Below are 12629 nucleotides of genomic sequence, written 5' to 3'. Positions count from 1 at the left end.
ATTTTCTTAAGGTATTTGGATGAAAAGCGAGACCAAAAGGCGCAAGATAGGTTTCCTGTTGATCGAGGGCTACGCCCTGCTGTCCGTTGCCTCCGCGATCGAACCGCTAAGGGCGGCAAACAAGCTGAGTGGCAAAGCACACTTCAGTCTCAGCTACTTTTCGCAGAATGCCGGCAAGGTGCGCGCGACCTGCGGTGCGCAGTTTGAAACCGAGCCTCTTGGGATCCTGAGCAACCAGGTCGATATTCTGTTTGTCGTTGCGGGCAACAACCTGGGAGACCATGAGAACACCACCCTTTATGCGCAGCTCAGAAAACTGGCGGCACACGGCGTCGCGCTTGGAGGCATCTCGGGCGGTGGCGCATTGCTGGCCAAAGCCGGGCTAATGGAAGACCGGCGGTTCACCGTTCATTGGGAGCACGTTGAGGAACTCAACGCCCTTTCTGACGGCTACTTCCTGGAGCGGCGAATTTTCGTCGTCGACCGCAATCGTTACACATGTGCGGGCGGCGTTGCCTCGCTCGACATGATGCTTGCCCTGATCAAGACGGAACTCGGAGCGGAGCTTGCAACGACCGTGAGCGACTGGCTGGTGCACAGCGGGATGCGCAGTGCGGACGAACCGCTTCGCTCCCGCTACCTGGGCAGCAACAGCAGCCTGAACAGTTGCGTCGCGGCCGCCGTCGAACTCATGGAAAGCCATGTCACGGATCTGCTCACGCTTGACCAGATCGCGATGTTGGCGGGCGTCAGCTCCCGCAAGCTGCAGCGCAATTTCAAGTCCGATCTCAGTATCAGCGTCATGCGCTGTTACATGGACATCCGCCTGCACAAGGCCGATGAACTGCTACGCAAGACAAGAATGGCCGTCGCACAGGTTGCCTTTTCGACCGGATTTGTCGACCAGGCGCATTTCGCCAGCGTCTACCGGGAAAAATTCGGGTTTTCCCCCACGGAGCGGCGCAAGAAGACCCGTGTGTCTCCGCCGGTTGTCCGGACCGCAGTCCTTACCGAGGAATCGGAAGACACCGTGGCGCATGCGCATCACTGAACGCGGACAAAGCTTTCACGCATGCCCTCCGGCAGATCGACGCCGAGCAGCGTCAGCACCGATGCGGCGATGCCGAGCTGTGAAAGTTCTTCGGTCTCGGCAGGCGCCTTAGCATCGGAAAACAGGTAAAACGGCACTTCGGTTGCCATCGGGACCGTTCCCCCGTGCCAGTGATCGGCAGTCATGCCGTGATCAGCCGTGACGACGATGTCGTACCCGAGGGAACGCCACAGCGGTATCGCGCGCGACAACGCATTGTCGATGTGCCAGATCTGCCGGCGGTATTCCATGCTGTCACCCCCGAATGTGTGCCCGAGCGTGTCAGCCGAGCAGGAATGCAGAAGCATGTAGTCAGGCGCATGGCGCTCCATCAGCACCGTTGTCTGGGCGCAGAGGTCAATCTCCGCAGGAGCGACCGCGTTGATCGGACCGTATCCTTCCATGGAATAGAACCGGCCGTACTGGATGTCGGCGGTCTCGTCTTCGTGTTCGACCGATCGCAGCCTGTCCCAGGCCTGATCTACGTAAAGCCGGTGAAAATACTCCTGGGCGACCGCACCGGTCGTTTTCCCCGCTGCGCGCACTTCGGAAAAGATGTTCGGCGACGACGACCTGCGCATGCCTTCGTTCGAGACAATGCCATGTTCGTGCGGCCATAGCCCGGTATGGATCGTTTCATACATCGGGCCTGACAGGCTGGGCAGAGCCGTCTGCATCTTCCAGCGCCTGGCCTGCTCCAGCCTGACCGCACCTTCCAGATAACCACACTCGCTGAGGACCGATGCGTAACCGGCACCATCCATGATCACGAGCAGCACTTTTCTCATTTTCCGTCTTCCCCTGGAAACGACCGGGCATCCGGCCTCTTTTCAGCATTGCCGGCACGGTTCGATCAGTCGTCCAAAAGAAATCACGTCGACCTCAAGAGAATTCGCCTTGCCATCACGATGGATGTATCGGCGTGAAATCGTTCTGTAAACGCGCATTCGACCCGTTCTCTTGCACATATGCGACACGTCCCGCGACATGTATCCCGGACATCTGTTTTCGGCGCTGTTCCCCACCTCGTTCCGGTATGTACAAATCCGCCGTTGCCAGGACGCGGGCATCTAGCCATTTGTTTTTCTGCGGTTTCACCTTGCCTTTTGCCGCATTAACCCGTATTCAGCGCGGCCATTCCAAATTCGAGACTGCATATCCTGCCCGAACTGCCGCTCGTGTGGCGGAAATGAAATCCCCACTGGAGAGAGATGCCTGCTCGTCACATTTTTGAAACTGAAGTTCGATCAGAGAATGCTGAAAGTGAGACGAACTTCCGCTTCAGGTGACGAACGGATCGTGGTGCGTTTGCGCGTCGCTAAACGAGGACGGCTGAAATGACCGAAACAATCGGACTTGATTTTGGGACCTCCAACACCGTTGCGGTGGCGGCCCGGCAATCTGCGACGCAGCCCGTTCATTTTCAGGACAGGCAGGAGACATTTACCTCCTTGCCGACAGTCCTGAGTTTTCTGGATCGCGGCGCTTCCCGGGCGCTTCATCCCGAAGTCGGCCCCTGGGCGATCCGGCAATTCCTGGATAGCTTTGGCGATGTCCGCTTCATCCAGTCGCTCAAGACCTTCGCTGCCAGCCGTCTTTTCAAGGGCACGGGCGTTTATGGAGTGCGTTTCGAATTCGAGGACCTGATGGCAACATTCCTGCGCTGCGCCTTTGAGCGCGCCGGGACACGTTTCGATCCCGCCGGTACCCGGCTGGTCGTTGGCCGCCCGGTTGAATTCGCAGGTCACAATCCGGACGAAACCCTGGCGATGGAACGTTACCGCAGAGCATTTCGCAAGGTCGGATTTGAGGACATTCTGTTTGTCATGGAACCTGTGGGAGCAGCGTTTTCCTATGCACAGTCGCTGGAAAGAGACACGACCATTCTCGTGGCCGATCTCGGAGGCGGCACCACGGACTACTCCATCATGCGGTTCGAGACTGCGGCCGGGCACCTGAAGGCAACGCCTCTGGGGCGCGGAGGCATCGGAATTGCCGGAGACACGTTCGACTACCGCATCATCGACAATGTTGTCCTGCCGAAACTGGGCAAGGGATCGGCCTACCAGAGCATGGGCAAGGTCCTTGAGATCCCGCCAAACCTTTTCTCCAACTTCGCCCGCTGGCACATGTTGTCGATCTTCAAGACGTCCGACGATTTCAAGGAAATGAAGAAGCTGCTGCGCTGGTGCCTGGAGCCGGACAAGATCGAAATGTTCATCGAACTCGTCGACGAGGACCAGGGTTATCCGCTCTACAAGTCCGTGTCCGAAACGAAAGCCAGGCTGTCGTCAGATGACGAAGCGGAGTTTTCCTTCGCCCCTCTCGGTGCGGATTTCCGGGCGATAGTCTCCCGCCAGGAGTTCGAAGGCTGGATCGCCGCTGACCTCGCCAAGATGGACAAGGCCCTCGACGCAACGCTTGCAAAGGCGGGACTTTCTGAAAACGACATCGACCGTGTGTTCATGACGGGCGGAACCTCCTTCGTGCCCGCTGTCCGCCGCCAGTTCGCCAACCGGTTCGGAACGGAGAAGATCTCCGGCGGCAACGAACTGACCTCCGTCGCCAACGGTCTGGCGCTGATCGGCGCACGGGAAGATGCCGCAGATTGGGCGGTGGCGGCTTAGTCACAAAACGTCCTGTCTGCCTATATCGACAAAACGTCACTCACTCTGTTCGTAGTGAGCGCCATCCAGCATAAACGCCAGCACCTCGGACAGGTTGCCTACGCTGCACCATGCCTCCACAACGTTTTTCCCTGCATCGAACGAGTAGTGAACGAAGTCGTCTTCACTTGAAATCACATCTTCCGAACAGGTACGATTGTGTCTGGATACGGTTTCGTCGAACCGATGCTCGATCGTATCGAGATCCAGACGTACGCTCCATCCCGGGTTGTCGAGCGTTTTGATTGTCAGTCCACCCTGATGTTCCCAGTCACCGTCGCAGTTGGCGGCGAACCACTTTTCGATTTGCGAAATGCTGATGTCCGTCAATACCTATGTCCCCGGTTGGTCCAAGACTGTCATTTCCACATTGACCCGATCGCCCGCCGAAATCTTTTCAACCTTGCGCACTGCGGCCTTGACTGGCAGCAGGAAAGAGCCGGAAGCCTTGTCCGGCCAGATGGTGGTGCGCCATGTCGAGGAGCCGATGCTGGCCTTGACCCTGATCATGCCCCAGCTTTTCGCCTTCTGGCCACCAGCCAGAAAACGAATCTGGTCGGCGCATTCCGCCGGCAGGGTGATGAACGTCCAGCCGCCCGGTCCGGGCGACATCCACAGGTCACCGGAAAATTCCAATTGATCAAGCACGATGGTTCAACTTCGGTTCGAGGAAGAAGAATTTGCAACATGGCGGTAATTTCAGAGAACCAGCATCGCCGTCAACCGCCTACAGGCCTTGCAGATAGCGCTGCTGCCATTTCCTGAAAAAGAGATTGGACCGGGCGCCGGAAAACCCGACGCCCGAAGCCATCTTCAGCCAAACGCCCGGCGCAGCATGGGCACCCGCTTGATGATCAGATAGTCGAGTGCAAGTACGCTCAACAGCGTCAGACCAACCAGCGGAAAAGCCAGCGACAGAAACAACATCAGGATCATTGCGCCGCGCCAATGCGGAAGATCCTCAGGTGTTTTTGGTGCAAAAACCCGCAGCGCCATGCCTTTTGGCCGGCGCAGCCACCACATCACGGCGCCGCTGACACACAGGAAGATCACCGACAGACAGACCAACGTGTTGAGGATCAGGTTCCAGAGACCCATCAGACCCATGTGCAGCGGAATGCCGACCGCCATTGCCTTGCCCGCTGCCGAGTAATCGGCAAAGGCGACATTGGCGAGGACACGGCCGGTGTACTGATCGACATGAACGGTCCTGTCGGAAAACGGGTCTTCCGCATCAGCGCTCATCGTATCCTGGTTGATCGTCCAGACGCCGGTTTCGCCCCGGGGATAGGAAATGCGATATCTTGCATTGAAGCCCAGCGCACCGGCCAGTGTCGCAACGCTGTCGATGTCGACCGGAACACCGGGCGCTGTTCCCTCGATACCCGCCTCGGAACCGGATGCCGGCATCCGGGTCTGCTCCAGAGCCCAGGGCACCTCGGAAACCGCGCCGTGGTTCATCGCGGCATGGGTTTCGTCCGACAGGGGAACGTTGTCCCACTTTTCGGCAGGAAACGTGCTCCAGGCCTGAACGAACTTGCCGCCCCAGATGCCCGTCCAGGCCATGCCCGTGATCAGGAACGTCAGGAGCAGCACGGAAACATAAATGCCGATATTCACGTGCAGCGTTTTCAGCAGCGCTCGTCCCTTCTGGGTCAGGTCCGGAACAAGGGCTCTCACCAGAGAAACATCGCGCGGCCACCAGAGGTATAGTCCGGTCACGATCAGGACGAGGGAAAGACCCGCCGCGATTTCAAGGAGCCGGTCTCCGGGCGTCCCCAGAAGAAGATCGCTGTGAATGCCGTCGGCGAAGTCGTACCAACCCTGACGCCGGGACCAGCTTTCCACGATGTTGCCGGTGTAGGGATCGACGGCAACCATTTCCTGCGCGCCGTCCTGATTGATCCGGAAAACCGAAACGCTGTCTTCCGACCGCCCCTTCAGCCACTCCACAGGTGTGCCGCCCTGACGGCTTACAAGGGCGGCGTTGGCCTGATCCGAAATGGAGAGGACAGTGCTGTTTGCCGGAACCGGAACGACAATCCTCTCACCATCACGACCGTCAAAATAGCTGATATACATCATCATCAGACCGGTGACAGCGAGAACAGTCAGGAACGGAATGGCGAAAAGACCGGCATAAAAGTGCCAGCGCCAGGCCGCCAGATAGAAACGGCTGGGCGTGGACGCATTATTGGCGTCCGGAGAAAAAGTGCTCATGGGAACTCCATTGAAAACCTGCTGCAACGGGTCTCTGCCCGGCAGGTTTCAGATACGATCGGGGGTTTTGACTGGAGGTTCAGGCCCCATGAGGAGGTGCGCGCGCACCCAGTGAGCCGGCAATCGTGGTGGGCAGCCAGATGCCGTGACGTCCCGAAATCGATACACCAGAGATATGGGGTCGAAAGTCGAAACCGGTTGCTTGCGGAGTGTCGAGAAACGCGCCGACACCTGCAAAAACACAGTGTCCATGCGCGAGTGAACTATCTTCGTCATCTTCCGACGGCGCAGGAATTTCCAGACCATTGGCGTCCAGAGTTACCGTTCGCAACCCGTCCGTGGTACAGAGCGTAACGGTGAACCCACCATCCGCCTGGACAGCAGGCATGAAGCCCTGAGGCACGAGTGCGGTGAACAGGAAGGGCAGCAACAGCAGCGCCATGCCTGCTGTTCTCAAGTCCGGAAATTTTAGCCGGAAGTGCCTCACACCCGAATGCCCCTTTCAAGATGCTCAATTCTTTAGGTCAGATTCCGGAGAAAAACAAATCCTGTCATCCAATGTGTCTGTTTCGACCAATGGATGTCGTTTTCTCGCTTGATCCGCCAATAGCGCTCCCCTAGATTGCCGCAACTTGACGGCGTCCTATCAGGGACTGAAAGCGATTCTGGATGCGGTTGACCCACTCAGGGGACCAAGGCCGGAGCTGTCCGAAGCAACGCGATGTTTGGCTGATTCAAAATCGGCCAACGTTGGTTGCATGCTTTCATCTCCCTGTTTCGCGGTCATTCAACTGCCGGTTCCGGCACCTGCCTTTGGGAGATAAATTATGATCAACCGGATTGTCCTCGCCAGCCTCGCTGCAGTTCTTTTACCTTCGGCAGCCTTTGCGCATGGTGGTCACCTGGGTGAACTTGCCGGACACGCGCACTGGATCGGCGTTGCAGCTCTTGCCGGGGCCGCTCTCGTTGCAGGCGTCGTCGCTTTGAAAGACCGCAAGAAACAGGACGTTGACGACGCAGCCGAAGCAGATGGGGCAGAAGAAGACAACGCCGGTGAAGCCGCTCAATGAGCGGAACACCGGTCTGGGAGCAATACTTGGCAGATCGACCGACACCAGCATACCGGTACGAAAAGGACCCGTCGGCGATCTATCGTCAGTCCTTTTCCATTGTGCGTGACGAAGCGGATCTCTCCTGTTTGCCGGAGGAATTGCACCCGACCGCCGTGCGTCTGATCCATGCCTGCGGGATGACGGATCTGCCAACTGAACTGGCCTGGTCGGATAAGGTGCTTGAAGCGGCAAACGACGCCTTCCGGAACAAGGCACCGATCCTGTGCGACGTCGAGATGGTGGCGCATGGCATCATCCGTTCCCATCTGCCCGCGGGAACTGATGTCGTCTGCACTCTCAATGATGAACGTGTTCGGGAGTTGGCAAAGCACCTTGGCACGACCCGCTCTGCTGCCGCCGTTGAATTGTGGACGGACCGCCTGGAAGGTGCCGTCGTCGCGGTTGGAAATGCGCCGACGACGCTGTTCCATCTCCTTGAAACGATCGCCTCGGGTGGCGCCATGCCGGCTCTTGTGCTCGGATTTCCGGTTGGATTTGTCGGAGCTGCCGAATCCAAGGACGCCCTGATCGAGAACCCGTTTGGCCTGCCGTTTCTGGCCCTCAGAGGCCGACGCGGCGGCTCTGCGATGGCAGCGGCGGCGGTCAATGCTCTTGCTGCCGGCCTGCCGGAAGAAAGTTGAGACAGCGGTGACCGAAAACAAAAAGGGCCTGAGATCGACAAACACCGGCAAGCCGATGCGATCGCGCGGGTTTCTATCCCGCCCCGGCGGTGGGGCTCAAGACAGTGCAGATCACACAGGCGGTCACGCTGGCGAAAAAACAATGTCGCGCGGGACAAGACAGGTTTCGGCCACTCTCGACGGCAGGCCGAAATCCCTTTCCTCGAAGACAAAGATCAAGCCCTATCATCTGGAGGACAAATGACCTCTCCCTGGCTGACCCTGATCGGCATCGGTGAAGACGGCGTTCTGGCTCCGGGAGGACAGGATGCACTCGTGCGCGCGGAAATCGTCTATGGCGGATCCCGTCACCTCGACCTGGCAAGTGTCGGATCTGCCGAGAAGAGAACCTGGCCATCGCCCTTTGCATCGGTTTTTGAAGACCTTTCACAATTGCAAGGAAAACGCATCGCGGTGCTGGCAACCGGCGATCCGATGTGGTTCGGCATAGGGTCATCGCTGGTCAGGCGTTTCGGTGCCGATCAGCTGAGAGTCTTTCCGTCCCTTTCCGCCTTTCAGCTTGCCGCCTCGCGATTGGGATGGCCGGTGCAGGACTGCGAGTGCCTGTCGGTTCATGGCCGGCCCGTCGACCTGTTGCGAAGCGCACTCTATCCAGGTGCCCGGCTTCTCGTCCTGACAAGCAGTGCGGACACACCGCGTGAGGTTGCGGACCTGTTGGCGGATGAGGGCTATGGCCAGACCCGGATGACCGTTCTGGAACATCTTGGCGGCGAAAAGGAACGAAAGGTTGCCTCGACCGCTGAAGACTGGTCCTGCGAAGTCGCTGCCTTTCATACACTTGCCCTTGATGTTGTCGCCGAACCGGGAACCCACATCCGGCCGCGGACACCCGGACTGTCCGACGAAGCTTTTCACCATGATGGCAAGATGACCAAGCAGGATGTTCGCGCTGTCACGCTGGCTGAACTGAAACCGCATCCCGGTGCGGTTCTCTGGGATATCGGCGCCGGTTGCGGTTCCGTTGCCATTGAGTGGCTCAGGGCCGCGAACCGGACACAGGCGTTCGGACTTGAACCTCTTGCCGAGCGCCGGCAGATGGCCATGGACAATGCCGTCGCTCTGGGTGTCCCCCATCTGAAGCTGATCGACGCAACCGCGCCGGAGGGCCTCCAGGGCCTGCCCGAACCGGACGCCGTTTTCATCGGTGGAGGTCTGACGGTGCCCGGCATCATCGATGCTGTGCTCAAGGCGTTGCCTCACGGAGGTAGGCTCGTCGCAAATGCCGTGACGCTGGAGAGCGAAGCCGTTCTGCTTGCGGCCTATCGGACACTTGGAGGAAACTTGAAGAAAATTTCCATACACCGCGCAAGCGCTGTCGGCGGTCTGACCGGCTGGCGCCCGCTCATGCCGGTGACGCAATGGAGCCTGACCAGATCATGAGCGGAACACTTTACGGCATCGGTCTGGGCCCCGGCGATCCGGAACTTATGACCCTGAAGGCACATCGGCTGATTGCGTCGGCAAAGGTTGTTGCCTATCCGGCGCCGGATACGGGCGAAAGTTTTGCCCGCTCCATCGCCGCCGGCACGATCCCCCATACTGCACGAGAAATTCCAATTGTCGTGCCGATGCGTGTCGATCGTTTTCCTGCCCAGGAGATTTACGACAAGGCATCGGAAGAGATTGCAGCAGTTCTTGCAACCGGCGAAGACGTCGTAACACTGTGTGAAGGCGATCCGTTCTTCTACGGTTCCTTCATGTACCTCTTCGACCGTCTGTCCGATCGCTTTCCGATTGAAATCGTTCCAGGTGTCACGTCGCTCACAGCCTGTGCGGCCCAGCTCCAGCGTCCGCTGACGTCGAGAAACGATGTTCTTACAGTAATCCCGGGACCGTTGCCGGACACCGAGATCGAACAGAAAATCGCGGAAGCACAGGCAGTCGCCATCATGAAGGTCGGACGCCACCTTTCCCGTTTGAGGGCTCTGCTTGGCCGGATGGGTCTTCTGGAAAGAGCCGGCTATGTGGAACGCGCCAGCCTGGCTGAGCAAAAGGTTCATCGCCTCATTGACCTTGAGGCCGAAACCGCCCCTTACTTTTCCATGATCCTCATCTACAAGGGAGACGAAGCGTGGACGCTTCCCCCATCCTTTTCGTCCTGAACGAAGCCGGTCTGGACACAGCCGAAGACGTTGCAAAGCGCTTTTCAACTGCGCGCATTCACGGCCTGGCGGGCCGCGTCCCAACGGCGGATACGCAGTTCAATGAAACCATTGAACATCTGCAACTGCTATTCAGGGCCGGTCATCCGATAGTCGGTTTCTGCGCCAGCGGCATCCTGATCCGCGCACTTGCACCGATCCTGTCGGACAAGCGCAACGAGCCGCCAGTCATTGCGGTATCGGAAGACGGTTCCAGCATCGTTCCGCTGCTCGGCGGACATCGCGGTGCAAACGAACTTGCCAGGATCCTGGCAAAGTCCCTGGGTGGCCACGCAGCGATCACCACGGCGGGTGATACGAAACTCGGTATTGCCCTCGACGTTCCGCCAAAGGGATGGATCCTTGCCAACCCGGAAGATGCAAAACCGGTGATGGCCGAACTTCTGTCCGGCGCGGATGTCCGCATAGAAGGCCAGGCGGACTGGTTGCTGGAAGCCGAACTCAACCAGTCCGACAACGCATCGATTGCGCTGGCAGCAACCGAAAAACCGGTGGAAGGAAGTCCCACCCGGCTTGTCTACCACCCGCAAAAATATGCGGTTGGTGTCGGCTGTGCCCGGCACTGTGATCCGGCGGAACTCATCGGCCTTGTCGAAGACCAGCTCGCGGAAGCCGGGATTGCCCGGGGTGCAGTCGCCTGCGTCGTGACCATCGATCTGAAAGCGGATGAAGCCGCCGTCAACGACCTGGTCAATTATCTCGGCGTGCCGCTGCGCGTCTTCTCCGCCGAGGAGCTTCAGCGTGAAACGCCGCGCCTCAAGAACCCGTCCAACATCGTTTTTCAGGAAGTTGGTTGCCACGGCGTTTCGGAAGGGGCGGCGCTGGCAGCGTCCGGTGCCTTCGGCGCACTTGTCGTTGAAAAACAGAAAACCGAAAGTGCCACATGCGCCATCGCGCGCGCACCCCAACCGATAGACCCGGCCACCATCGGCAGATCCCGGGGACACCTTTCGGTGATCGGCATAGGACCCGGCAAGGACGAATGGCGGACGCCGGAGGCCACGCGGCTCCTGTCTGCTGCAACGGATGTGGTCGGTTATTCGCTTTACCTGGACATTGTCGAAAGCCACATCACTGGAAAAAAGCACCACAATTTCCCGCTCGGCGCAGAAGAGGACAGGGTTCGTTTCGCGCTCGAGGAAGCCGGCAAAGGCAAGAATGTCGCCTTGATCTCGTCCGGAGACGCCGGCATTTATGCAATGGGTTCGCTGGTTTACGAGCTGCTTCACCGCAATGAGGAATTCGGCGGCGTCTCGGATGCTGCAAAACGCGTGAGCATTACCAACGCGCCGGGCATTTCGGCGCTGCAGGCCTGTTCGGCACGGATCGGAGCACCACTCGGCCACGACTTTTGCGCAATCTCGCTCTCCGACCTGCTGACGCCATGGGAGGCCATCGAAACACGGTTGAAGGCAGCTGCGGAAGGTGATTTCGTGATCGCGTTCTACAATCCCGTTTCCAAGCGCCGCCGTACACAATTGGCAGCCGCGCGCGAGATCCTCCTGAAACATCGCCCCGCAACAACGCCTGTCGTGCTCGGTGTCAATCTCGGCCGGCCGGAAGAAACGCTGCGGGTAACCACCCTTGAAGCGCTGACTGTCGACGAAGTCGATATGCTCACGACCGTTTTGGTCGGTTCCTCGAACTCACGCGCGATCATGAAGGGTGACGGCAGCATTTTTGTCTATACACCGCGCGGCTACGCCAAGCGGATCGACGCGCCCAGACCCGCAAACTCAGATTTACCGCCGGAAACCGAAAAGGCAGAAGAAAACCAATGACCGTTCACTTCATCGGCGCAGGACCTGGCGATCCAGATCTCATCACCGTTCGCGGACTACGATTGATCCAGTCGTGTCCGGTCTGTCTTTATGCCGGGTCTCTGGTGCCGGAACAGATTGTCTCCGCGGCGCCTGACGATGCGCGCGTCATCGATACAGCACCCATGACGCTGGATGAAATCATCGACGAAATCAGGGACGCACATGACAAGGGTCTGAATGTTGCCCGCGTGCACTCCGGCGACCCGTCGATCTACGGTGCGACGGCGGAACAGATGCGCCGGCTGGATGCACTTGACATAGATTACGATGTAACCCCCGGCGTGCCTGCGTTCGCGGCGGCAGCGGCGGCCCTGAAAACCGAACTGACGATCCCGGAAGTCGCCCAGACGGTAATCGTCACGCGGACGGCAATGCAATCCTCCGCCATGCCGAACAATGAGGACCTCGATACGCTCGGCAAGAGCGGCGCGACGCTCGCAATCCATCTTTCGATCCGGAACCTTCGGGAGATTGAACGTCAGCTTGTCCCCCATTACGGACCGGATTGCCCGGTGATTGTCGCCTATCGCGTGGGGTGGCCCGACGAGGCCTTTCTTCACGGCACGCTTTCAACGATTGCGAACCAGATACGCAAGTCCAAGATTACCCGGACTGCCCTTGTGTTCGTTGGCCATGCCCTGAAGCCGGGACAAGACTTCCGCGACAGCGCGCTCTACGACGCCGATCACGTGCATGTTCTAAGGCCGAAAAAGAAAGCGAAAGCCTCCTAGCATTTGGGCGCGTCATTCCGGATGGATGCAGCAAAGGCTGTGTGCCGATCCGGAATGAATTGGACCGACGACTGTACGGTGTCGGTTTTTCCAGGTCCTTACCGATCCCGTGACGGGTTCGATA

At 58.8% G+C, this 12629-nt stretch carries 14 protein-coding genes; 9 read left to right on the top strand and 5 right to left on the bottom strand.

Annotated elements, in window-relative coordinates; translation table 11 throughout:
- Window positions 1-19: 19 nt before the first annotated feature.
- Window positions 20-1051: a GlxA family transcriptional regulator gene (locus ACO6TI_RS10415; RefSeq protein ID WP_422384903.1), complete on the top strand. Its 1032-nt coding sequence runs from the start codon at window positions 20-22 to the stop codon at window positions 1049-1051.
- On the opposite strand, the gene ACO6TI_RS10410 is transcribed toward ACO6TI_RS10415, so the two are convergent.
- The gene (locus ACO6TI_RS10410; protein WP_422384902.1) at window positions 1045-1878 is read right to left on the bottom strand and encodes an alkaline phosphatase family protein; all 834 of its coding nucleotides are present in this window, start codon (window positions 1876-1878) and stop codon (window positions 1045-1047) included. The genes ACO6TI_RS10415 and ACO6TI_RS10410 overlap by 7 nt on opposite strands.
- Before the next feature lie 549 nt (window positions 1879-2427).
- Here ACO6TI_RS10410 and ACO6TI_RS10405 point away from each other — a divergent pair.
- The gene (locus tag ACO6TI_RS10405) at window positions 2428-3717 is read left to right on the top strand and encodes an Hsp70 family protein (protein WP_422384901.1); all 1290 of its coding nucleotides are present in this window, start codon (window positions 2428-2430) and stop codon (window positions 3715-3717) included.
- Between the two features lie 36 nt (window positions 3718-3753).
- Here the strand turns inward: ACO6TI_RS10405 and ACO6TI_RS10400 are convergent, their stop codons facing one another.
- The 4 genes from ACO6TI_RS10400 to ACO6TI_RS10385 all read right to left on the bottom strand — a co-directional run bounded on the left by ACO6TI_RS10400 (window position 3754) and on the right by ACO6TI_RS10385 (window position 6418).
- Window positions 3754-4086, bottom strand: coding sequence for an Imm53 family immunity protein (locus ACO6TI_RS10400; protein WP_196898327.1), 333 nt, complete (start codon window positions 4084-4086; stop codon window positions 3754-3756).
- A gap of 3 nt (window positions 4087-4089) precedes the next feature.
- Window positions 4090-4404 carry a DUF1905 domain-containing protein gene (locus tag ACO6TI_RS10395; RefSeq protein WP_422384900.1) on the bottom strand — a complete coding sequence of 105 codons (315 nt, stop codon included), beginning with the start codon at window positions 4402-4404 and terminating at the stop codon, window positions 4090-4092.
- Between the two features lie 165 nt (window positions 4405-4569).
- Window positions 4570-5976, bottom strand: coding sequence for a PepSY-associated TM helix domain-containing protein (locus ACO6TI_RS10390; protein WP_422384899.1), 1407 nt, complete (start codon window positions 5974-5976; stop codon window positions 4570-4572).
- A 79-nt stretch (window positions 5977-6055) separates the two neighbouring features.
- Complete coding sequence (locus tag ACO6TI_RS10385) at window positions 6056-6418, bottom strand: hypothetical protein (RefSeq protein WP_196879030.1); 363 nt, start codon at window positions 6416-6418, stop codon at window positions 6056-6058.
- A 385-nt stretch (window positions 6419-6803) separates the two neighbouring features.
- Here ACO6TI_RS10385 and ACO6TI_RS10380 point away from each other — a divergent pair, with 385 nt between their 5' ends.
- From ACO6TI_RS10380 to cobM, 7 genes are read left to right on the top strand one after another with little or no spacing between them, the layout of a single operon-like run.
- Window positions 6804-7046: a DUF6732 family protein gene (locus ACO6TI_RS10380; protein WP_029061979.1), complete on the top strand. Its 243-nt coding sequence runs from the start codon at window positions 6804-6806 to the stop codon at window positions 7044-7046.
- Window positions 7043-7729: a precorrin-8X methylmutase gene (locus ACO6TI_RS10375; RefSeq protein WP_422384898.1), complete on the top strand. Its 687-nt coding sequence runs from the start codon at window positions 7043-7045 to the stop codon at window positions 7727-7729. Before ACO6TI_RS10380 ends, ACO6TI_RS10375 begins: the two co-directional genes overlap by 4 nt.
- 7 nt (window positions 7730-7736) lie before the next feature.
- Window positions 7737-7973, top strand: coding sequence for a hypothetical protein (locus tag ACO6TI_RS10370; protein WP_158705703.1), 237 nt, complete (start codon window positions 7737-7739; stop codon window positions 7971-7973).
- Window positions 7970-9169 (top strand): precorrin-6y C5,15-methyltransferase (decarboxylating) subunit CbiE, encoded by a 1200-nt coding sequence (gene cbiE / locus ACO6TI_RS10365; RefSeq protein WP_422384897.1) that lies wholly within the window; start codon window positions 7970-7972, stop codon window positions 9167-9169. The genes ACO6TI_RS10370 and cbiE overlap by 4 nt, the downstream gene beginning before the upstream one ends.
- A complete protein-coding gene (cobI, locus tag ACO6TI_RS10360) occupies window positions 9166-9891 on the top strand; it encodes a precorrin-2 C(20)-methyltransferase (RefSeq protein ID WP_422384896.1) in 726 nt (241 codons plus the stop codon). The genes cbiE and cobI overlap by 4 nt, the downstream gene beginning before the upstream one ends.
- On the top strand, window positions 9861-11732 hold the full coding sequence (gene cobJ, locus ACO6TI_RS10355; protein WP_422384895.1) for a precorrin-3B C(17)-methyltransferase: 1872 nt from the start codon (window positions 9861-9863) through the stop codon (window positions 11730-11732). Before cobI ends, cobJ begins: the two co-directional genes overlap by 31 nt.
- Window positions 11729-12505, top strand: coding sequence for a precorrin-4 C(11)-methyltransferase (gene cobM, locus ACO6TI_RS10350; RefSeq protein WP_104705272.1), 777 nt, complete (start codon window positions 11729-11731; stop codon window positions 12503-12505). The genes cobJ and cobM overlap by 4 nt, the downstream gene beginning before the upstream one ends.
- Window positions 12506-12629: the final 124 nt, after the last annotated feature.

This window comes from Roseibium album, assembly GCF_965233825.1.
GTDB classification, from domain to species: domain Bacteria; phylum Pseudomonadota; class Alphaproteobacteria; order Rhizobiales; family Stappiaceae; genus Roseibium; species Roseibium album.
The sequence above is the reverse complement of the archived record's forward strand: the minus strand, read 5'-3'. Positions and strand labels throughout refer to the sequence as shown.

What these genes read in the sequence shown, in the direction of transcription:
- ACO6TI_RS10405 (WP_422384901.1), top strand. Translation starts at nt 2,428, where the DNA reads ATGACCGAAACAATCGGACTTGATTTTGGGACCTCCAACACCGTTGCG.
- ACO6TI_RS10410 (WP_422384902.1), bottom strand. Translation starts at nt 1,878, where the DNA reads ATGAGAAAAGTGCTGCTCGTGATCATGGATGGTGCCGGTTACGCATCG.
- ACO6TI_RS10380 (WP_029061979.1), top strand. Translation starts at nt 6,804, where the DNA reads ATGATCAACCGGATTGTCCTCGCCAGCCTCGCTGCAGTTCTTTTACCT.
- ACO6TI_RS10375 (WP_422384898.1), top strand. Translation starts at nt 7,043, where the DNA reads ATGAGCGGAACACCGGTCTGGGAGCAATACTTGGCAGATCGACCGACA.
- cobI (WP_422384896.1), top strand. Translation starts at nt 9,166, where the DNA reads ATGAGCGGAACACTTTACGGCATCGGTCTGGGCCCCGGCGATCCGGAA.
- cobM (WP_104705272.1), top strand. Translation starts at nt 11,729, where the DNA reads ATGACCGTTCACTTCATCGGCGCAGGACCTGGCGATCCAGATCTCATC.
- ACO6TI_RS10390 (WP_422384899.1), bottom strand. Translation starts at nt 5,976, where the DNA reads ATGAGCACTTTTTCTCCGGACGCCAATAATGCGTCCACGCCCAGCCGT.
- ACO6TI_RS10385 (WP_196879030.1), bottom strand. Translation starts at nt 6,418, where the DNA reads ATGGCGCTGCTGTTGCTGCCCTTCCTGTTCACCGCACTCGTGCCTCAG.
- cbiE (WP_422384897.1), top strand. Translation starts at nt 7,970, where the DNA reads ATGACCTCTCCCTGGCTGACCCTGATCGGCATCGGTGAAGACGGCGTT.
- ACO6TI_RS10415 (WP_422384903.1), top strand. Translation starts at nt 20, where the DNA reads ATGAAAAGCGAGACCAAAAGGCGCAAGATAGGTTTCCTGTTGATCGAG.